Origin of the sequence: Agrobacterium sp. M50-1, assembly GCF_049843495.1 — a bacterium.
Classification (GTDB): domain Bacteria; phylum Pseudomonadota; class Alphaproteobacteria; order Rhizobiales; family Rhizobiaceae; genus Agrobacterium; species Agrobacterium radiobacter.
The window spans coordinates 302,343-322,449 of the sequence record NZ_JBBHZH010000002.1 but is presented as its reverse complement, the minus strand read 5'-3'; the positions used below and the strand labels follow the sequence as shown (position 1 = coordinate 322,449).

15 protein-coding genes, 1 tRNA gene and 1 riboswitch are annotated in these 20,107 nt (G+C 60.5%); of the genes, 9 read left to right on the top strand and 7 right to left on the bottom strand.

Features of this window, described 5'->3' with window-relative positions; genetic code table 11:
- Positions 1–58: 58 nt before the first annotated feature.
- Positions 59–2,374 (top strand): NADP-dependent malic enzyme, encoded by a 2,316-nt coding sequence (locus tag WDZ78_RS05665; RefSeq protein WP_425672525.1) that lies wholly within the window; start codon positions 59–61, stop codon positions 2,372–2,374.
- Between the two features lie 136 nt (positions 2,375–2,510).
- Positions 2,511–3,617, top strand: a complete 1,107-nt coding sequence (locus WDZ78_RS05660) for a DUF2865 domain-containing protein (RefSeq protein WP_425672524.1) — start codon at positions 2,511–2,513, stop codon at positions 3,615–3,617.
- Between the two features lie 206 nt (positions 3,618–3,823).
- Here the strand turns inward: WDZ78_RS05660 and bluB are convergent, their stop codons facing one another.
- Complete coding sequence (gene bluB, locus WDZ78_RS05655) at positions 3,824–4,540, bottom strand: 5,6-dimethylbenzimidazole synthase (RefSeq protein WP_425672523.1); 717 nt, start codon at positions 4,538–4,540, stop codon at positions 3,824–3,826.
- Positions 4,541–4,617: 77 nt separating this feature from the next.
- Positions 4,618–4,800: riboswitch (cobalamin riboswitch) on the bottom strand.
- A 63-nt stretch (positions 4,801–4,863) separates the two neighbouring features.
- Entirely contained in the window at positions 4,864–5,691 is an 828-nt protein-coding gene (locus WDZ78_RS05650; RefSeq protein WP_425672522.1) for a TolB family protein, read from the bottom strand.
- A 192-nt stretch (positions 5,692–5,883) separates the two neighbouring features.
- Here WDZ78_RS05650 and WDZ78_RS05645 point away from each other — a divergent pair, with 192 nt between their 5' ends.
- Positions 5,884–6,261 (top strand): glyoxalase superfamily protein, encoded by a 378-nt coding sequence (locus tag WDZ78_RS05645; protein ID WP_020012695.1) that lies wholly within the window; start codon positions 5,884–5,886, stop codon positions 6,259–6,261.
- Between the two features lie 252 nt (positions 6,262–6,513).
- Here WDZ78_RS05645 and WDZ78_RS05640 read toward each other — a convergent pair whose 3' ends face one another.
- Positions 6,514–8,193 (bottom strand): NAD+ synthase, encoded by a 1,680-nt coding sequence (locus tag WDZ78_RS05640; protein ID WP_020012696.1) that lies wholly within the window; start codon positions 8,191–8,193, stop codon positions 6,514–6,516.
- Positions 8,194–8,415: 222 nt separating this feature from the next.
- Between WDZ78_RS05640 and WDZ78_RS05635 the strand changes: the two genes are divergently transcribed.
- From WDZ78_RS05635 to sthA, 3 genes are all read left to right on the top strand, one after another.
- Positions 8,416–10,356: an LTA synthase family protein gene (locus tag WDZ78_RS05635; protein WP_425672521.1), complete on the top strand. Its 1,941-nt coding sequence runs from the start codon at positions 8,416–8,418 to the stop codon at positions 10,354–10,356.
- 116 nt (positions 10,357–10,472) lie between these two features.
- Positions 10,473–11,006 (top strand): DUF1003 domain-containing protein, encoded by a 534-nt coding sequence (locus tag WDZ78_RS05630; protein ID WP_020012699.1) that lies wholly within the window; start codon positions 10,473–10,475, stop codon positions 11,004–11,006.
- A 755-nt stretch (positions 11,007–11,761) separates the two neighbouring features.
- On the top strand, positions 11,762–13,165 hold the full coding sequence (gene sthA / locus WDZ78_RS05625; protein ID WP_425672520.1) for a Si-specific NAD(P)(+) transhydrogenase: 1,404 nt from the start codon (positions 11,762–11,764) through the stop codon (positions 13,163–13,165).
- Positions 13,166–13,362: 197 nt separating this feature from the next.
- Here sthA and WDZ78_RS05620 read toward each other — a convergent pair whose 3' ends face one another.
- The 4 genes from WDZ78_RS05620 to WDZ78_RS05605 form a co-directional block, all read right to left on the bottom strand.
- Complete coding sequence (locus WDZ78_RS05620; protein WP_425672519.1) at positions 13,363–14,010, bottom strand: hypothetical protein; 648 nt, start codon at positions 14,008–14,010, stop codon at positions 13,363–13,365.
- Between the two features lie 221 nt (positions 14,011–14,231).
- Entirely contained in the window at positions 14,232–14,792 is a 561-nt protein-coding gene (locus WDZ78_RS05615; RefSeq protein ID WP_034501517.1) for an AAA family ATPase, read from the bottom strand.
- Positions 14,793–15,004: 212 nt separating this feature from the next.
- Positions 15,005–16,480: a trigger factor gene (gene tig, locus WDZ78_RS05610; RefSeq protein ID WP_425672518.1), complete on the bottom strand. Its 1,476-nt coding sequence runs from the start codon at positions 16,478–16,480 to the stop codon at positions 15,005–15,007.
- Positions 16,481–16,721: 241 nt separating this feature from the next.
- Positions 16,722–16,804, bottom strand: a tRNA-Leu gene (locus WDZ78_RS05605).
- A 659-nt stretch (positions 16,805–17,463) separates the two neighbouring features.
- On the opposite strand from WDZ78_RS05605, the gene WDZ78_RS05600 reads away from it, so the two are divergent.
- From WDZ78_RS05600 to trmFO, 3 genes are all read left to right on the top strand, one after another.
- Positions 17,464–17,610, top strand: coding sequence for a DUF1127 domain-containing protein (locus WDZ78_RS05600; protein ID WP_003502992.1), 147 nt, complete (start codon positions 17,464–17,466; stop codon positions 17,608–17,610).
- 458 nt (positions 17,611–18,068) lie between these two features.
- Positions 18,069–18,212: a DUF1127 domain-containing protein gene (locus WDZ78_RS05595; RefSeq protein ID WP_003495735.1), complete on the top strand. Its 144-nt coding sequence runs from the start codon at positions 18,069–18,071 to the stop codon at positions 18,210–18,212.
- Between the two features lie 446 nt (positions 18,213–18,658).
- Positions 18,659–20,101 (top strand): methylenetetrahydrofolate--tRNA-(uracil(54)-C(5))-methyltransferase (FADH(2)-oxidizing) TrmFO, encoded by a 1,443-nt coding sequence (gene trmFO / locus WDZ78_RS05590; RefSeq protein ID WP_425672517.1) that lies wholly within the window; start codon positions 18,659–18,661, stop codon positions 20,099–20,101.
- Positions 20,102–20,107 lie beyond the last annotated feature (6 nt).

Here is a 20,107-nt window from a genome sequence, read left to right as displayed (position 1 = left end):
ATGGGAAAGTTTGTTGTATTCAGGGGGCCGGAATTGAACCAGACATGACGGTGGAAGAATGACCTCTCACGATAAGAACAACACGCCCGCCAACACGGCAAAGGCCGACATCGAGGAACAGGCGCTCTTTTTCCACCGCTACCCGCGCCCCGGCAAGCTGGAAATCCAGGCCACCAAGCCGCTTGGCAACCAGCGTGACCTAGCGCTCGCCTATTCGCCGGGCGTTGCCGCCCCCTGCCTCGCCATCCATGAAAATCCTGAGATGGCGGCGGAATATACCGCCCGCGCCAACCTCGTCGCGGTCATTTCCAACGGCACGGCGGTGCTTGGTCTTGGCAATATCGGTCCGCTTGCCTCCAAGCCGGTGATGGAGGGCAAGGCCGTCCTCTTCAAGAAATTCGCCGGCATCGACGTCTTCGACATCGAGATCGACGCGCCCGGCATCAATGACATGGTCTCCACCATCGCAGCGCTGGAACCCACCTTCGGCGGCATCAACCTTGAGGACATCAAGGCGCCGGAATGTTTCGAGGTGGAACGCCAGCTGCGCGAGAAGATGAACATCCCGGTCTTCCACGACGATCAGCACGGCACCGCGATCATCGTCGCCGCCGCCGTCACCAACGCTCTGGAACTGGCCGGAAAATCGCTTGCGAGCGTCAAGATCGTGGCGTCAGGCGCGGGTGCTGCGGCGCTCGCCTGCCTCAACCTGCTTGTCGCCATGGGCGCGAAGAAAGAAAACATCTGGGTCCACGACATTGAAGGCCTCGTCTATGACGGCCGCAACACGCTGATGGACGAATGGAAGGAAGTTTACGCCCAGAAGACCGACAAGCGCGTCCTTTCCGAAACCATCGATGGCGCCGACGTCTTCCTCGGTCTTTCGGCGGCGGGCGTGCTGAAGCCGGAACTGCTGGAGCGCATGGCGGAAAATCCGCTGATCCTGGCGCTTGCCAACCCGAACCCGGAAATCATGCCGGAGGCGGCCCGCGCTGCCCGCCCGGATGCGATGATCTGCACCGGCCGTTCGGACTTCCCGAACCAGGTCAACAACGTTCTCTGCTTCCCCTATATCTTCCGCGGCGCGCTGGATTGCGGCGCAACCACGATCAACGAGGAAATGAAGATGGCCGCCGTGCAGGCCATCGCCGAGCTTGCCCGCGAGGAGGTCTCGGAAGTCGCCGCCAGGGCCTATAGCGGCGAGACGCCGATTTTCGGCCCGAACTACCTCATTCCCTCGCCTTTCGATCCGCGCCTCATCCTGCGCATCGCCCCGGCGGTCGCCCGCGCGGCTGCGGCAAGCGGCGTCGCCGCCCGGCCGATCACCGATTTCGAAGCCTATCTCGACCAGCTGAACCGTTTCGTCTGGCGTTCCGGCTTCATCATGAAGCCGGTCTTCAATGCTGCCAAGGCCGCCGAAAAGAAGCGCATCATCTTTGCCGAAGGCGAAGACGAACGCGTGCTGCGCGCCGCCCAGGTTCTGCTGGAAGAAGGCACCGGCATCCCGATCCTCATCGGCCGTCCGCAGATCATCGAAACGCGCCTCAAGCGCTTCGGCCTGCGCATCCGTCCGCATACGGATTTCGCCGTGGTCAACCCGGAAGACGATCCGCGTTACCGCGACTATGTCGATGATTATTTCGCCCTCGTCGGCCGTGCTGGCATCAACCCGGAAGCAGCCCGCACCATCGTGCGCACCAACTCCACGGTGATCGGCGCGCTTGCGGTCAAGCGCGATGAAGCGGATGCACTGATCTGCGGTCTCGAAGGCCGCTACGACCGGCATCTTCGCGACGTGAACCAGATCATCGGCAAGCAGGAAGGCGTGCGTTCCTTTGCGGGTCTCAGCCTGCTCATCACCCAGCAGGGCGCGCTGTTCCTTACCGACACTTTCGTCAATTACGACCCGACGTCAGAGGAAGTGGCGGAAATGGCCATTCTCGCGGCCAAGGAAATCCGCCGCTTCGGCATCACGCCGAAGATCGCACTCGCCAGCCATTCCAACTTCGGCTCGCGCGATTCCGAAAGCGCCCGCAAGATGCGCCGTGCATTGAAGATCGTGCAGGCGGCGGCACCTGAACTGGAAGTGGACGGCGAAATGCAGGGCGGCTCCGCACTTTCGGAAGCGCTGCGCAAGCGTGCGATGCCGAACAGCGTGCTGACGGGCGAAGCGAACCTCCTGGTCTTCCCGAACCTCGATGCCGCCAACATCACGCTCGGCGTCACCCGAACGCTGACGGAGGGCCTGCATGTCGGCCCGATCCTTCTCGGCACGGCTTTGCCCGCCCATATCCTGTCGCCCAGCGTCACCTCGCGCGGCGTGGTCAACATGGCGGCCTTTGCCGTGGTGCAGGCATCGCATCCTTCGGTGTGATGCGGGCCGCATTAACGCAATTTTGAACATGCTGTTGCCGCATTGCGGCAACAGCTTATGTTATCTTCCTGAAACACGGATTTCGTGAAGTATAACGCCCCTGCCACCGGTCGGGGACATCGAACGGATCGAACAATTGACCCGGCGCCAAAGCCGCATCATCGGCCTCCTGCTTCCCCTCGTCTTCATCGCTCCGACCGCCGCTTTTGCGGATCAGGTCTGTGACACTCTCTATGCGCAATTGCGCGAGCCGCCGCGCGTCATCGGCAACACGGCCGAGGTGCGGCGCTACGCCAATGCGCTCACCCGCCAGAACATAGAAATCCGCAGGATCAGGAACGATCTGCGCCGTTACGGCTGCTCATCGGCAAGCATCACCGTTTATGGCAACCCCAATGCCGATCTCTGCGCGCAGATCAGCGATGCGCTGGTTGATGCGCAGAGCGAGCGCGACGCCATCATCCGCGACCGTGACGATGCGATGGCGGCCCAGAACAGCGACGACGGCGACATCAGACGCCAGCGCATTCTCGCCGCGCTCGACGCCAATGGCTGCAGCACCCTCCCGGAAACGGAAGCACAGCTGCCGCCGGCCCCCGATGTCACCCGTTACCCCGATACCTTTCGCCAGCAGGAAAATCAGCCGGGACAGGCAGGGCTTTCGCCCTATCCCAACGCCGCAGCGGAAGGTGGGCTTAGAACGCTCTGCGTGCGCACCTGCGACGGCTCGTTTTTCCCCATCGCCGCCAACGCCTCACCGCTTGATTTCCGCGCCCAGGCAGAACAATGCCAGAAGATGTGCCCCGGCACGGAGACGGAGCTCTATTTCCATTCCATGGCGGATCAGGAAACGGCCGACATGGTGTCTGCAGAAACAGGCAAACCCTACAGAGAGCTGCCAACCGCCTTCGCTTACAGAAACGCCAGCACAAAAGCGCCGGGCTGCGCCTGCAACATGGCCGCCTATCACAAGGAAATGCAAAAGCAGGAAGAGGCCGCCCCGCCGCAGCCCGAAAAACCCTATTCCGGCATCACCACAATTCCATCACCGCAAGGTGACAAGGCTGAGAAACCCGCCGAACAGCAACAGGCCGCCAAGCCACCGGAACAGCCTGTTCCCGAACGCGAATATGACCCGAACGACAGCCGCGTCCGCGTCATAGGCCCGAAATTTCTGCCCGACCAGACAGGCCGTATCGACCTGAAGAACCCGGCACTGAAGGGTATACAGCCGCAGCAGTGAAATCTCTTCCGCGCTCGTAATGGGGCGAGCGCGCGCCTTTCTTCTTCTCCCCTAGGGGGAGAAGTCCGCGGCAGCGGGATGAGGGGGCGGCGTCAGCGATATTCGGAGAGCTTGCCCCCCTCATCCGACCCTTCGGGCCACCTTCTCCCCGGCGGGGAGAAGAAACACGCGGCAACGTGTCCCGCCTTATTTACAGGCCTCCGCTTCTACACCCCGCCCCAGCGATTGCGAAACACCAGTTCCTCCAGCGGCAAGCGCTGACGCCAGCCCTTCACCGCCAGTTCCGGCTCGGTGTAAAGCGCATCGACACGGCCGACGCAGAGCCAGGCGACGATTTCGATATGGTCGGGAATACCAAGAATGGTGCGAATGTCGCTATCGTGGAAAATGCTGACCCAGCCGACGCCGATGCCTTCGGCGCGGGCCGCAAGCCAGAGATTCTGGATGGCGCAGACGGTGGAATAGACATCCGTGCGCGGATTATGGGTGCGGCCCAGCACCACCTTGCCGCCGCGTGTGGGATCGCAGGTGACGCAGATGCTGAGCGGCGCCTTGCGGATGCCTTCAAGCTTGAGACTGCGATAAAGCGCCTGCTGCTCGCCCGTAAACATCGCCGCCGCTTCCTCATTGGCGCGGCTGAAGGCCACAAAAGCCGCCTGGCGGATCGCGCCATCGGTGACGAGGGTGAAATTCCACGGCTGCATGAAACCGACCGAGGGTGCTGAATGGGCCGCCTTCAGGAGACGTTCCACCAGATCATCCGGCAGCGGATCGGACAGGAACTGATCACGCACGTCACGGCGGGTTTCAATGGCGCGGTAAATCGCCTCGCGTTCCTCACCGGAAAACGGGCGGGCGGGTGACAGCGCCTGATCGAAAGAACTGGCGCCGGGCGGATTGCTCACGGACGGATCGGCTGGCATCGTTTATCCCCAACAATGCGAAGGCCGGGCGCAAATGCGCACCCCGCCTCGACAACAACCTGCCGCCGTCCGCGCGGTTCGGTCTATCCCGTCAGGCCGGTCTTCTGACTTGGCTTCATCCGCCCTTTTCGCCTTCCCGAATTGCTTCAGTGGCTTCTAAAAAAGAGCGTCCGCCTCACAGCGCTGGGCACGTTCCGGGCTTTCACCGGATTCCCGATTCTCCCGCCGCAAGGGCGGGCACCTGACAAAGGAAGCTATGGGCAAAAAAGTTTGCGAATGCAAGTATTCTGCCGGTGGTGCGGCAATGTGGCCTGCCTCCCCCATTACACAGGGAAATACCTGACATAGGCGAACTCGTCCCCCTCAGGTGACCAGTTAGGCGAGTTCATCGTTCCCTGCCCGCCGAAAAGCTCAAACAGCGTCTCGGCATTACCGCCATCCATATCCATCAGCCGCACCCGTACATCGAGATCGCGCGGATGGTCAAAAACGTCGCCGTCATAGGAGACGAACACCACCTTGTCTCCCTTCGGAGACGGGTGCGGAAACCAGTCGCCATAGGGGCTGTCGGTGATGCGCTCGACGGCGGAGCCATCCACCCGTACGCGCCAGATCTGCATCAATCCGGTGCGGCTGGAATTAAAATAGATCCACGCACCGTCAGGCGAATAATCCGGCCCGTCATTGCGACCTTCGCCATGGGTCAGCCGCGTCTCGACGCCGCTTTCTATATCCATGGAGTAGATATCGAAGACCTGATCGCGAATGCCGCAATAGGCGAAGCTCTTCCCGTCCGGCGACCAGCCATGCCAGTAGGAGGGAAGGTTCTTCGTCATCAGCCATGGCGCGCCGCCTGCGGAGGCCATGAGATAGATGGCGCTCTTGCCGAATTCCACCTTGTCGGAAATGGCGTAGAGCGAACCATCGGGCGAAATGCCGTGATCGTTATTGCAGAGCGTGGCGAAGCCGGTATCGACCTTCTCCGGCGCAACATCACCGGCCAGAGACAGGCGATAAAGCAGGCCTTCGCTGTTCAACAGCAGGTATTTTCCATCCGGCGACCAGTTCGGCGCTTCAAAGAGATCAGGTGTCTGCCACACCACCCGCATCTGCCGGGTGCGGATGTTGAAGATTTCGATGGAGCTGCGCATTCTGCCTCCCGGGCGTGTCCGTGTTCTCGTTCAAAGCGCTGGGCAATGCAGACATTCCGTTTGCATCCGCCATCGCCTCGATTATGATCCTAGGGCGGCAGGCACCGTCCTGCAAATTCAAACCGGAAAAAACGCCAGCGCTCCGGCACCGTCCGCGCCGCTTCCCGTTTCTCCCAGATCCGAGGTTCCGCGATGAATACCATCGCCGATCACGGCATCCGCTTCGGCCGGATCGCCGCAATGCTTCCTGTCAAAAATATCGAAACGGCCCATGATTTTTACGTTGGCGTGCTGGGCTTCGAAAAGACCTTCGAAAACGGCAACCCCGTTGGCTTCATGATCCTGAAACAGGGCAATGCCGAGCTGCATCTGACATTGCAGCCCACGCACAAGGCAGCGCCCTTCAACGTGGCGCATATGATGGTGAGCGATGTCGATGCGCTGCACGCGCTCTGCAAGAGCCAGGGCTTGCGCATCATCAAGGGCCTGCAGGACAAGGATTACGGCCTGCGCGCCTTCGTCTTTGAAGACCCCGATGGCAACCGCATCGATGTGGGGCAGGTTATCTGAGGCGAGTGGGCGGCGCGGGGTTTTCTCCCCGCCGTCTGCTTAAACACGAAGTCCCACTGGGGACCGAGCACATGCCACTTGTTTCTTCTCCCCGCCGGGGAGAAGTCCGAGGCAGCGGGATGAGGGGGCAAGGGTCGAGATATTCGGCAAGGTTGCCCCCTCATCCGACCCTTCGGGCCACCTTCTCCCCCGAGGGGAGAAGAAACGCATGGCAACGCCGAGCAAACATCCGCTACCCGCGCCTTCCTTCAGTCACCGATCCCGGAACCGGTTGGTGATCGGATAACGCCGGTCACGGCCGAAGTTCTTCTTGGTGATCTTAACACCCGGGGCCGATTGCCGGCGCTTATATTCAGCGAGGTAAAGCAGATGCTCGACCCGGTGCACGGTGGCCAAGTCGTGGCCGCGCGCGAGAATCTCCTCGACCGACATTTCCTTCTCGACGAGGCATTCGAGAATATCGTCGAGCACCGGATAGGGCGGCAGCGAATCCTGGTCGGTCTGGTTGGGACGCAATTCGGCCGAGGGCGCCTTGGAAAGGATATTGGCGGGGATCACCTCGCCGGAAGGGCCGAGAGCGCCCGGCGGCACATGGGCGTTGCGCCAGCTGGAAATGGCATAGACCTGCATCTTGTAGAGGTCCTTGATGGGGTTGAAACCGCCATTCATGTCGCCGTAGAGCGTGGCGTAACCCACCGACATTTCCGACTTGTTGCCCGTCGTCACAACCATCGAGCCGAACTTGTTCGAGACGGCCATCAAAATGGTGCCGCGCGTGCGGCTCTGCAGGTTTTCCTCGGTAATGCCCTCTTCCGTGCCCTCGAAGAGATCGGAAAGCGCCGAGAGAAACCCCTCCACCGGCTCCACGATCGGCACGATATCGTAACGGCAGCCCAGCGCCCTGGCGCAATCGGCCGCGTCCTTCAGCGATTCTTCCGACGTATAACGGTAAGGCAGCATGATGCAGCGCACCCGCTCTTCGCCCAGCGCATCGACGGCAAGGGCTGCACAGATCGCCGAATCGATGCCGCCGGAAAGGCCGAGAACCACGCTCTTGAAGCCGTTCTTGTTGACGTAATCGCGAAAGCCCAGCATGCAGGCGCGGTAATCCGCTTCCTCACCTTCCGGAATCTTGGAGAAAGGCCCGCTTTCGCAGCGCCAGCCATCTGCCGTGCGTTTCCAGTCGGTGACGGCAAGTGTGGCCTCGAACTGGCTCATCTGGAAGGCAAGCGTCTTGTCGGCGTTAAAACCGAAGCTTGCGCCGTCGAATACCAGCTCGTCCTGCCCGCCCAGCTGGTTGGCGAAAACGAGCGGCAGGCCGCTTTCGATCACCTGCCTCAGCGCCACCTGATGGCGCACATCCAGCTTGCCGCGATAATAGGGCGAACCGTTCGGCACCAGCAGGATTTCCGCCCCGCTTTCGGCGAGCGTTTCGCAGACACCCATATCGTTCCAGATTTCCTCGCAGATCGGAATGCCGATCCTGACCCCACGGAAATTATAGGGACCGGAAATCGAGCCCTCGGAGAAAACACGCTTTTCGTCGAACTCACCGTAATTCGGCAGGTCTATCTTGTCGCGCAGCGCGATGATCTTGCCGCCATCCAGAAGCGCCACCGAATTGTGTCGTCCCGTCTCGCCCTGTCGCGGAAAACCGATAACGACGCCCGGCCCGCCATCGGCGGTTTCCGCCGCCAGTTCTTCCACCGCTTTCAGGCATGCTTTCAGGAAAGCCGGCTTCAGCACCAGATCCTCAGGCGGATAGCCGGAAATGAACAGTTCGGTCAGAAGCAGAAGGTCGGCGCCCTGCGTTGCCGCATCGGCCCTTGCCTCACGCGCCCTGGCGAGATTGCCCGCCACGTCGCCAACAGTGGGATTGAACTGCCCGACGGCAATCCGGAGATGGTTCTGGATATCGTGTCTGTCGCTCATGGCTTTTCAATACCGCGCCCGTGCGCGCTCCGCAACGCGGCAATTGCATGGCGGCGTCCGTTACGCATCAGCCGCGCGCGTTCACGCTAAGGTTATCGCCGCACCGGCCAGACTCTTCAAAGTTCATGTCGCGTTCATCGCGCTTATGTGACAGTTACATGACACTTTTGCGACACCCGATTCACCTCCCCGGATCGGCCGTGCCGCCTGAAATACCGGAGTATGGGTTTGAGACATTCGGCGCCAAAAACAACGGCTTCCGAAAAGGCTGGTTTTGTCTTTTCGCCTGCAGGGATAAGGAGCCTTTCCAAGCTTTCGGGCACGGCCTCTACGCTTGCCAATCTGACGGTCGCTTCCGTCGTGCTCGTTGTGGCGCTGGAGTGGATAGCCCGCGGTTCACTCACGGATGTCGGTGCTTTCCTCACCTCTTCCGCCCGCCCCGGCATGACCACCATTGCCGCCGTGCTCGCCCTTCTCGTGGCGCTGGATGCGATCCTCGGCCGGCGTTACCTGTCGCTGATCGCCGTCGCACCGCTCTGCGTGCTGACGGGGCTGATTTCCGCGCAGAAACAGACCTATCTTTCCGATCCGCTTTACCCTTCCGACCTGTTGTTCGGCCGGCAGATCCTAGAGCTTCTGCCGACCATGCTGAAGGCCCAGCCCTTGACGGCAGTGCTGCTCGGGCTTGGCATCTGCGCCACCATCGCCGCACTTGTGGCGCTATGGCTGCTGGCGCGCCGCCATTCGCCCGTCCTGCGCTGGCGTGAACGCGCGGCAGGTCTCGCGCTGGCGCTGCCGCTTCTTGCCGGTCTGGCCTCGCTGATGGACTATTCGCACTATTCCTGGGCGCGTGACCGTCTCAACATCATACCCATGATGTGGGATCAGCAGGAAAACTACCGCCACAACGGCTTCCTGATGGCCTTCGCCTTCAATATTCCGATGGCCAATGTCGCAGCGCCGCAGGGTTACGGTGAAAACAGCATCGCCGACCTGACGTCCGAACCCGCCGCCTTCGCCGCCAACAAGGGCGACTACCCTGACGTCATCATGCTGATGAGCGAATCGCTCTGGGATCCGGCGCGTCTCGAAAACGTAAAGCTTTCGGCCGATCCGATGCCGACCATCCGCGCCAAACAGTCCGGCAACGTCTTTTCGCCCGAGTTCGGCGGCATGACGGCGAATGTGGAATTCGAGGCGCTGACCGGCTTTTCCAACGCCTTCCTGCCCTATGGCAGCATTCCCTATCAGCAATATATCCGCCGCCCGGTGCCCTCGCTCGCCAGTTTCTTCCGCGGCGAAGGTTATTCCGCCATCGCCATGCATCCGTTCCAGGAATGGTTCTGGAACCGCAAGCAGGTCTACAGGAATTTCGGCTTCGAGGAATTCCGCTCGGAAGAGACGCTGCCCGCCATGGAAAAACGCGGCAACTTCGCCTCCGACGATGCGCTGATGGACGAGATCATGGCGACGGCGGAGCGCACGCAGAACCCGCTTTTCCTCTTCGCCGTCACCCTTCAGGGACATGGGCCTTACGAGGCGACCCGTTACGCCGAAAACACCATCGGCGTCGACGGTGATCTCTCCGCCTCGGCCTCGCAGGCGCTCGCCACCTATTCGCAAGGGGTGGCGGAAGCCGATGAAGCGCTGCTGAAACTGATGCGCTGGGCGAAAAAACGCGACCGCGAAACCATCATCGTCCTCTTCGGCGATCACCTGCCGCCGCTTGGCCAGGCCTTCGTGGAAAGCGGTTACATGCCGGGCATGGTGGCCAGCCGCCGCGCGCCGCTGGAGGTGATGAAGAAGGAACACGAGACGCCGCTCGTCGTCTGGTCCTCCAGGAAGGGCGTGCGCAAGAATATCGGCACCATCAGCCCGGCGCTTTTGCCCTACCATGTGCTGAAGACCGCGGGATTCTCCGATCCCTTCTATACCGGCACGCTCGGTGAGGTTCAGCAGGCCTTTTCCGTCATCGACCGGCACATGCTGGTGGCGACCGACGGCAAGGCCCTGCCCGACTGGTCGATCGCGCCCAATGCCGTTCCCGACGTGGTGCGCGATTACCGCCTGCTGCAGTTCGACATGATGTTCGGCCAGCAATATGGCCGCGAGCGCTTCTTCCCCGGTTTCAATTGGCTGCATGAGGGCGCGCCGTCGGTCTGATGGTTTTCGGCGGGGACGCCTGAGCCGCATGGCGGTGGAAATCGTTTGAATTCCATCGCCATGCGGGTTTATCTCGGGAAACATCCGCATCGCCCCATAGAAACCGGAGAAACACCGTGTCAGATATCTCCGACTATATCGTTTCGCACTTCAAGCGCTCTTCCCGCGAAATCGGCGAGGTGGAGCGCCGCATTCTCGAACTGTCGCACCAGAAAAAGCTGGTTTCGAGCGACATCAACGCGGAATTTTCCGCCGGCGCCAGCCTCGGCGACAGGCTGGCCGACAATATCGCCAAGGTCGGCGGCTCCTGGGGTTTCATCCTCAGCTTCTGCTTTTTCCTGGTGGTCTGGGCCATCATCAACACCATCGTGCTGACGACGCGCGCCTTCGACCCCTATCCCTTCATCTTCCTCAATCTGCTGCTCTCCATGCTGGCCGCCATTCAGGCGCCGATCATCATGATGTCGCAGAACCGTCAGGCCGCCCGTGACCGTTTCGAGGCCGCCAAGGATTATGAGGTGAACCTGAAGGCCGAGCTCGAGGTTCTTTCCCTGCATGAAAAGATCGATGTGAAAGTGCTGGCCGAACTGGCCGCGCTTCGCCAGGACCTTGCCGCGCTGCACCGTCACGTTACCCGCAAGGAAGACTGACGCCGGAAAAATTCGTCCCCGCTTTTCCCCGCTCCGCGGCGCGCTGTTAGAGTGAACGCAGTCCTGCCGGGTGGCTGCCAGACGTGGCGGAAACCAAGGGACGGTCCTGTGGTGGGAACGCTGGCAACGTTCGTGGAAAGGACCATTTCGCAACAGGCGGTGCACCGCCCTTTGCGAGATACGGCATGGTGAAAGACCCGGTTGCGCAACGCATCCGACCCACACCAACCCCAACCGAAGCGCAGCCGGGCAATCGCCCGACGCACGCTGGGTATCCCCGACCGGCAACGCCGGGCGGGATGAAGCTGTTGGGTTTTTGAGGCTTTTTCAGGAGTGAAGGGAGGAGCGTGGGGCTTACCCCCCTCTGCCCTGCCGGGCATTTCCCCCTCAAGGGGGGAGATCGATCTGCGGCAAGGCCTCGCCCATCTCAACGCTTGAGAATGGAGCAGTAAAAGAGCCTCTTGCCGATCTCCCCCCTTGAGGGGGAAATGCCCGGCAGGGCAGAGGGGGGTAAGCTCCACGCACCTCCGCGCCACTAAGAATCGCACAACCTCCTGAAACCTCACCCCCCAGTTACGAATCCGTCAGATTCTTACGCTACAGATTGACGCAGGCGTTTGTTGCATTGCACTCTTGCGGGCAAGGCTGAAGGGGAATCACTCCCCATCGTCAAAATGGCATCACGACCATTTCGCGGCGACGCCATGCCGGATGCGACATCCGGTCATTGCAATAATTCTGTTCCGGGGTTTTTCATGCACCAGTTCGATCTGATTGTTGTCGGCAGCGGTCCGGCGGGAAGACGGGCCGCCATTCAGGCCGCCAAGCTCGAAAAGAAGGTTCTGGTCATCGAGAAGGGCAGCCGCGTCGGCGGCGTTTCGGTGCACACCGGCACCATCCCTTCGAAGACCCTGCGCGAAACGGCGCTCAACCTCACCGGCTGGCGCGAGCGCGGTTTTTACGGGCGCGCCTATCGTGTCAAGCAGGAGATCGACGCCGAAGACCTGCGCCGCCGCCTGCTCATCACGCTGGATCACGAAGTGGAAGTGCTGGAGCACCAGTTCGCCCGCAACCGCGTCCAGCACATTCGCGGCACGGCAAGCTTCATCGACGCCAACACCATGAAGGTGGTGAAAAACGACGGTGAAATCATGACCGTTACCGCCACCTCCATCCTGCTGACCATCGGCACCCGCCCCTACCGGCCGCCGCATATTCCCTTCGATGGCGAGGCGGTGCTCGATTCGGACGAGATTCTCGAGATCAAGGAATTGCCGCGTTCGATGATCGTTGTCGGCGCCGGCGTCATCGGCATCGAATATGCCACCATCTTCAGCGCGCTCGACACGCAGGTGACGGTGGTGGAGCCGCGCGAAACGATGCTGGAATTCATCGACAAGGAAATCGTCGAGGATTTCGCCTATCAGCTGCGCGACCGCAACATGAAGCTGATCTTCGGCCAGAAGGCGGAAAAGGTGGAGCGCGACGAAAGCGGCAAATGCCTCGTCTCGCTCGGCAATGGCCGCGTCCTCAAGGCCGAGACGGTGCTGTTTGCCGCCGGCCGCGTCGGCGCTACCGATACGCTCAACCTTTCGGCCTGCGGGCTGGAGGCCGACAGCCGCGGCCGCCTGAAGGTCGATCCCGAGACCTTCCAGACCTCGGTGCCGAACATCTATGCCGCCGGCGACATCATCGGTTTCCCGAGCCTTGCCTCCACGTCCATGGAACAGGGCCGCATCGCCGCCCGCCATGCCGTGGGCGCACCGGCCGGCGAACCGCCGCAATTTTTCCCCTACGGCATCTATGCCGTGCCTGAAATCTCCACCTGCGGCCTGACGGAAGAAGAAGTCATCGAACGCGCCATTCCCTATGAATGCGGCATCGCCCATTTCCGCGAAACCTCCCGCGGCCACATCATGGGTCTCGACAGCGGGCTCTTGAAGATGATCTTCTCGCTGAAAACCCGCCGCCTGCTCGGCGTCCACATCGTCGGCGAAGGCGCAACGGAACTGGTGCATATCGGCCAGGCGGTGCTGAATCTCAAAGGCACGGTGGAGTATTTCGTCGAGAATACTTTCAACTATCCGACGCTTGCCGAAGCCTACAAGATTGCCGGGCTCGATGCGTGGAACCGCATGGGTGAGATCAAGAAGGATTAGGCTTTTGTTGCGAGGAGAGTTCGTTGCGATATGCGCAACCCTCTCCTCCGTCATGCTCGGGCCTGTCCCGAGCATCTGCAACGCCGCAATTTTATACGACGTGATTAGATCCTTGGGACAAGCCCAAGGATGACGCCGCGCAGGGCGGAGAATGCCTATCGTTTCTGCTCATTCATCCGACAACCGGTAAGGCCCCCTCACCACCGAATACTATACCGCGCACTCACCCCCGGCCGGAAATGATCCGCAAAACCCTGGTCAAGCGTTCCGCGCACCGTCAGATTATCGCCGATCTTCTGCTCCACGGCCACGCCGCTGCTGAACTCGTTAAAGCTGTTACGGCTCGCCCCCGTCAGCACGAAGGCCGTGCCGGTTTCCGCGCGGGACAGGCGCAGCGACTGCGACACATCCAGCCCGTTCCATTGCTGCGCCGTGCCGTCGTACCGCACGGTGAAATTGCGGTTCGCCTCGATATCCAGTTCCGGCGTGACGATGCGCTTCTGCTGCGATGTCATGGAGAGGCTGCTCGATCCCGTCAATGCATTGACGATGACACCGACATCGCGCGCAAGCGAGACACCCGGCAGCTGTTCGGCCAGCAGCGTGACATTGCCCCACAGGCGCACCGGCGTATCCACCACCTGCCCCGTCCTCGAGGCATTCATGCCCATTTCCAGCCCCGCCCGGATCGGCGTATCGACTGGCAGCTTGGCGCCGATGCGCGCCGTGTAGGAACGATCGGAATTCTTGACCGGTTTCCAGATCAGCCCGGCCTCATCGGCATGAGCGGCCGTGGCGGCGGTAAAGAACGACAATACAAGGGCAGAACCCGTTCGGAGCGACATATTTGTCCCCTGGCAGATTAAGGGCGCGCCGGAAGACCCGGCAGGCACGGTAAAAGCTCAAGGCCAATGGTTTGGCAGCGATGAGGCCGCATAAAAGCGGCACACAGTACCCGAGCGGCCGCGTTCCGCGACCGGGGCAAATCATGCTGCGCAGGGTGCCAGATGAACGGGAGATGAACAAGAGCAGATGCAGCAAAAAATCATGCTGCACCGCATTGTGATCAAAACGAAGAAGCCCCGTGTTGCTGACTTCCTGAGGTCGGGCTAACGCAGCGGGCCAGGATATCGTCGACCACAGCGTCTAAAGGCCTGGAGGAATCAATGACCGTTGCAGAGGCGGGAAGGTCTTCTTTCGTCGCATGGAGTCGCAAGACAAATTCACGTTCGTCCGCCTTTCCGCCGAACTCGTCTTCACTCCTCTCCATCAACCGCCTTTGCAGGGTGGCGACATCGATATCCAGAACGAAGACCTGATCGAAGCGGTCTATAAAACGCCCAAAGTTCCTTGAGCCGCCGCAAAAGAACGTGATCGCGTGACGTCGATCAGTCACCAGCGCCTGCACTTTTTTGACATCCCAAATATGATGCCGATGACGGTAGACAATATCCTCATCGCCTTGAAACATCGAGAGATCGACCAGTTCGCCTGTTTCAGGATCACCTTTGTAGGCAAGTTCACGGTCGCCGTGGATGACATGATAGCCACGGCGCTGGAGTTCCGTTGCCACCGAGGTTTTACCGGTCCCGGAAACACCCTCAATCAAATAGTTTCTGACACCCATAAAACGACCCTTCAACATTCCCCGGCGTCGTGGCGATGGTGCCGATACTTCCGGTTCGGCGGCCACGGTCTCAAACGATAATGATTAAGAATGCTGCAACGATGTCAAAAGCCCGAAACCGAGCGGGCAATACTGCCAGGAAACCGGCGCCAAACAAAAAGGCCGCAGCTTTCGCCACGGCCCTCTGTTCAATCAGCTTGCACTGAAGAAGATTATTCGGCGTCGCCTTCGGCGGCCTTCTTCTTGGCCGGAGCCTTCTTCTTCGGAGCGGCTTCTTCGCCTTCAGCGGCGTCAGCTTTGGCAGCAGCCTTTTTCTTGGCCGGAGCCTTCTTCTTGGTTTCCGTTTCCTCTTCGCCGTCGTCAGCCAGAAGCTCTTCCTTGGAAACGGTCTTGTCCGTTACCGAGATTTCGGAGAGCAGCTTGTCGATGACCTTTTCTTCGAAGATCGGAGCGCGCAGCGAAGCGGAAGCGCCGGGGGTGTTGCGGAAGAAATCGAGGATTTCCTTCTGCTGGCCGGGGAACTGCTGCAGTTGCTGGAACAGCGCGCGCTGCATTTCTTCTTCGGTCACTTCAACGCCGGCCTTTTCGCCGATTTCGGAGAGAACGAGGCCGAGACGGACGCGACGTTCAGCCAGCTTGCGATATTCTTCGCGGGCTTCTTCTTCAGTCGTGTCTTCGTCAGCAAAGGTCTTGCCGGACTGGGCGAGATCGGTGTTGATCTGGCGCCAGATGTTGTCGAACTCGGCGTCAACCAGGCCAGCCGGCGTGTCGAACTTGTACATCTCGTCCAGCTGGTCGAGGATCTGACGCTTGACCTTCTGGCGGGTGACGTTGCCGTACTGGCTTTCGATCTGGCCCTTGACGATTTCCTTCAGCTTTTCAGCCGATTCGAGGCCGAGCTTGGTGGCCAGTTCGTCGTTGATTTCGACTGCGGCGGCGGCAGCAACTTCCTTGACGGTGATGTCGAAGTTGGCTTCCTTGCCTGCGAGGTTCGCAGCCGGATAGTCGGCCGGGAAGGTCACGGTGATGGTCTTTTCGTCGCCGGCCTTGACGCCGACGAGCTGGTCTTCGAAGCCGGGAATGAAGCGGCCGGAGCCGAGAACCAGTTCAGCGTCTTCAGCAGCGCCGCCGTCGAAGGCAACGCCGTCAACCTTGCCGAGATAGTTCATGGTGACGCGGTCGCCGTCGGCGGCCTTGCCCTTCTTGGTCTCGTAGGTGCGGGCGCTTTCAGCGATCTTGAGGATCTGCTCGTTGATTTCGTCTTCGGAGACTTCAACAACTTCGCGGGTAACCTTGATGCCGTCATTGGCCTTCAGTTCGATGGCCGGAATGATTTCATAGGCGACGGTGAATTCGAAATCGGATTCGGCCGACAGGATCTTTTCGGCTTCCTGCTCGTCTTCGGTCATGGAGATGGCCGGCTGCGTCGCAGACTTCTCGCCGCGGCTGGAGAGGATTTCGGACGGCTTTTCACGAACCAGCTCGTTGACGAGGTCGGCCATGATGGACTTGCCATACATCTTCTTCAGGTGGCCCATCGGCACCTTGCCGGGACGGAAACCGTTGATGCGAACCTTGTCCTTGGCGTCAACCAGGCGCTCGTCCAGACGAGCCTTCATGTCGGCAGCCGGGATAACGATCTTGAGTTCGCGCTTCAGCCCTTCAGCGAGCGTTTCAATAACCTGCATTTTCTCAAACCTTCACATCATGGCGGCGGTGCTCAGACAGCCGTTGGTTTACTTTCGAGCACTGCGCCGGAAACGTCGTTCCCCGGCCGTGGCTTCCCTTATTTCTTTACACAAGCGCCTGCCGGACACCATTTCGCCTGCACCGGAGAAAAAGACCAAAGGGGAGAAAAGAACCCCGAAGCTCCCCGCATCTTATAAAGATGCACTCTGGCGCAAGCGTGGCACAGCCATGCTTTGCTTGTGGTGCGGGTAGAGAGACTCGAACTCCCACGCCGAAGCGTTGGTACCTAAAACCAATGCGTCTACCAATTCCGCCATACCCGCACGTTGGGCGGCGGTATGTCACAATGTTCTGAAAGGGTCAAGCACGCCGTTCCCCCGCCTTTCGTTTCCTCCGGACTTTTCTTGTTGCCCGCGCCCGCGGGAAGAGGCAGCCGCCCTCCAGGCTTATTTGCCGCCGGCGCCAGGAGATGGGGCACAGGGGCGGAACCGAGACGATTCTGGGCTGAAAACGGGAAACCGAGGGGCGTCCACCCCCCTCGCCTTGCCGGCCCGCCCCAAGCGGCACACCCGCATGGACGCAGGCGGGAAGCGGGCAATATTTATGCGGCTACATTGACATTATATATAGCCTCTCCCGCAACCGATATTGCCGGATTGCCGCCCCCGCTTCATATCTGTAATTCGAGGCTTCTGCGGCCCGCCCATCCCGTTTCCGGCCATTCCCTCTGGATTCGCAACGCCCGACCCCTTTCGAGCACCAAAAGCACACAAATTGGTCACAAATTATGCACGGATCGCCGCAATCAGGTCGATTTCCCTGCTTGCCTTGCGTTTAATGCATAGGTGACATCTTGCTTTGTCTGTTTTTGTTTTGATTAAACCGATTATATTCATGGTCATACAGAGATCGAGTTCAGCCCCGGACCAAAGCCTCCCAAGACTGGCCGTAGAGACTGAACAGCACGAAGAGGAAGATGAAAATGAACATCACACGCTCGCTGACCAACTGGCGCAAGTATCGTCAGACCGTAACCGAACTCGGCCGCATGACCGACCGCGAACTGAATGACCTCGGCATTGGCCGTCAGGACATCCGCCGCGTCGCCCGCACCGCCGTCGGCATCTAATCATACGCCCCGCCGCTTCTTGCGGCGGATGCGAGACGACCTACCCAAAAAGGCCTGAGGCTTCCGCCTCCGGCCTTTTTTCGTTTTGGGCGACTGCGCAGCCACTCGCCGTATCGGCAGATGAAAAATGCATCGATGGGCCGACCAATTGCACTGGCCTGGATCGCGCTAGAGCCTCTTCAAGGCTGCTTTTCACACCGGAAAGCCTCTCCTACGCCGCCAAAAGCTGCCAAATCAGTCAAAACCGCCTGAAACACAGGCATTTCCGCTCATATTTTGCCCAACCGATACTCAAAGCCGCAAATTTAGCCGACATAGTGCACAAATGCATGGCAGTAGCCTAAATTCTGCACTGCACAACATGGCTCAATGTCTATATATAAACCTCAACAGCCGAGAGCACAGAGAAACACTGAGCCGGCAGACGAAATCAACAGAGATAGATTGAGGAAACGATTATGAACCCCATCCGCATCGCAAAGAACTGGATCTCCTACCGCCGCACGATCAACGAACTTGGCAGTCTGTCCAACCAGGCTCTGAGCGACATCGGCCTGACCCGTTACGACATCCGTAACGTAGCAGCCCGTTCGTTCCGCTAAGGCGTAAACGGTCGTCCCGCTGCCCGACCTCCAGGGCGCGACGATTGAGCGACAGGTTAGAGAAAGCGGCGCCTCCGGCGCCGTTTTAGATTCTGGGGTTTGGCTGGAGAAACTGGCCTTTGAAAAGGCGCCCGGCATCGCGGCATATTTCTTCTCCACGCCAGGGAGAAGGTGGCCCGAAGGATCGGATGAGGGGCAACCCCAGCGATAGACCGCACCCTCGCCCCCTCATCCCGCTGCCGCGACCTTCTCCCCGGCGGGGAGAAGAAACAAGCGGCAACCGCCCGCTCCACATCTCCTCCCTCACATCCCCCACCCCAAAAACATTTGGCTGCCCCGGCCATGCATGCTAGTGCATCCGCAAACAATGCAGCGTCCTTCGGGACCCGCGGAACAATCACTCGAAAGACAGCCGCCGGACGGGAGCCTTTGCCCCGCGGCCGGCCATGGACACCAGCATGCAAGACAAGACCACTTCTCCCATTCACGTCGTGGGCGGCGGACTGGCCGGTTCGGAAGCCGCATGGCAGATCGCGCAAAGCGGCGTCCCTGTCATCCTGCACGAAATGCGCGGCGTGCGCGGCACGGATGCGCATAAGGGCGATACGCTGGCGGAACTGGTCTGTTCCAACTCGTTCCGCTCCGACGACGCGACGGCGAACGCCGTGGGCGTCATCCATGCCGAAATGCGGCTTGCCGGCTCGCTGATCATGGCCTGCGCCGACAGACACCAGGTGCCGGCCGGCGGTGCGCTCGCCGTCGACCGCGACGGGTTTTCTGAAGCAGTGACGAAAGAGCTGGAAAGTCACCCTCTGGTGACGATCGTCCGCGAAGAGGTAAACGGCCTGCCGCCGAAGGAATGGGGCAACTCTATCATCGCCACCGGCCCGCTGACCTCACCGGATCTCGCCGCCGCCATCCAGGCCGAGACGGGTGAGGATGCGCTCGCCTTTTTCGACGCCATCGCCCCCATCGTTCACCGCGACAGCATCAACATGGATATCTGCTGGTACCAGTCGCGTTACGACAAGGTCGGCCCCGGCGGCACTGGCAAGGATTACATCAACTGCCCGCTGAACGAGGAGCAGTATAACGCCTTCATCGATGCGCTGATTGCCGGCGACACGGTCGGTTTCAAGGAATGGGAAGGCACGCCCTATTTCGATGGCTGCCTGCCGATCGAGATCATGGCCGAACGCGGCCGCGAGACGCTGCGCCATGGCCCGATGAAGCCGATGGGCCTGACCAACGCCCATAACCCGACCGTCAAGGCCTATGCCGTCGTCCAGCTGCGCCAGGACAATGCGCTCGGCACGCTCTACAACATGGTCGGTTTCCAGACCAAACTGAAATACGGCGTCCAGGCGGATGTGTTCCGCATGATTCCGGGCCTCGAAAATGCGGAATTCGCCCGCCTCGGCGGCCTGCACCGCAACACCTATATCGATTCCCCTGTTCTGCTCGACCGCTCGCTGAAGCTTAAATCCCGGCCTGACCTGCGTTTCGCCGGCCAGATCACCGGCTGCGAAGGTTATGTAGAAAGCGCCTCGGTCGGCCTTCTGGCCGGTCGCTTCGCCGCCGCCGAACAGAAGGGCGAGGCCCCGAGCCTGCCGCCGGCAACCACCGCGCTCGGCTCGCTCCTCAACCACATCACCGGCGGCCACCTCTCCTCCGATGATGAGCAGGGCAAACGTTCCTTCCAGCCGATGAACATCAATTTCGGCCTCTTCCCGGAACTGGAACCCGGCTCCATCGTCAAGCCTGATGGCGTGAAGCGTTTTCGCGGCAAGGACAAGACGATCATGAAACGCCAGCTGATTGCAGCGCGGGCGTTGCGGGATTGTGCGGCGTGGCTCGGCGAAAGCCAGGCCGAGACAGAGGCTGTCTGAGGCCGA

Coding starts and splice junctions, on each gene's coding strand:
- WDZ78_RS05665 (WP_425672525.1), top strand. CDS start 59: ATGACCTCTCACGATAAGAACAACACGCCCGCCAACACGGCAAAGGCC.
- bluB (WP_425672523.1), bottom strand. CDS start 4,540: ATGCCAGCCGATCCGTCCGTGAGCAATCCGCCCGGCGCCAGTTCTTTC.
- WDZ78_RS05650 (WP_425672522.1), bottom strand. CDS start 5,691: ATGCGCAGCTCCATCGAAATCTTCAACATCCGCACCCGGCAGATGCGG.
- WDZ78_RS05645 (WP_020012695.1), top strand. CDS start 5,884: ATGAATACCATCGCCGATCACGGCATCCGCTTCGGCCGGATCGCCGCA.
- WDZ78_RS05640 (WP_020012696.1), bottom strand. CDS start 8,193: ATGAGCGACAGACACGATATCCAGAACCATCTCCGGATTGCCGTCGGG.
- WDZ78_RS05635 (WP_425672521.1), top strand. CDS start 8,416: ATGGGTTTGAGACATTCGGCGCCAAAAACAACGGCTTCCGAAAAGGCT.
- sthA (WP_425672520.1), top strand. CDS start 11,762: ATGCACCAGTTCGATCTGATTGTTGTCGGCAGCGGTCCGGCGGGAAGA.
- WDZ78_RS05620 (WP_425672519.1), bottom strand. CDS start 14,010: ATGTCGCTCCGAACGGGTTCTGCCCTTGTATTGTCGTTCTTTACCGCC.
- WDZ78_RS05615 (WP_034501517.1), bottom strand. CDS start 14,792: ATGGGTGTCAGAAACTATTTGATTGAGGGTGTTTCCGGGACCGGTAAA.
- tig (WP_425672518.1), bottom strand. CDS start 16,480: ATGCAGGTTATTGAAACGCTCGCTGAAGGGCTGAAGCGCGAACTCAAG.
- WDZ78_RS05600 (WP_003502992.1), top strand. CDS start 17,464: ATGAACATCACACGCTCGCTGACCAACTGGCGCAAGTATCGTCAGACC.
- WDZ78_RS05595 (WP_003495735.1), top strand. CDS start 18,069: ATGAACCCCATCCGCATCGCAAAGAACTGGATCTCCTACCGCCGCACG.
- trmFO (WP_425672517.1), top strand. CDS start 18,659: ATGGACACCAGCATGCAAGACAAGACCACTTCTCCCATTCACGTCGTG.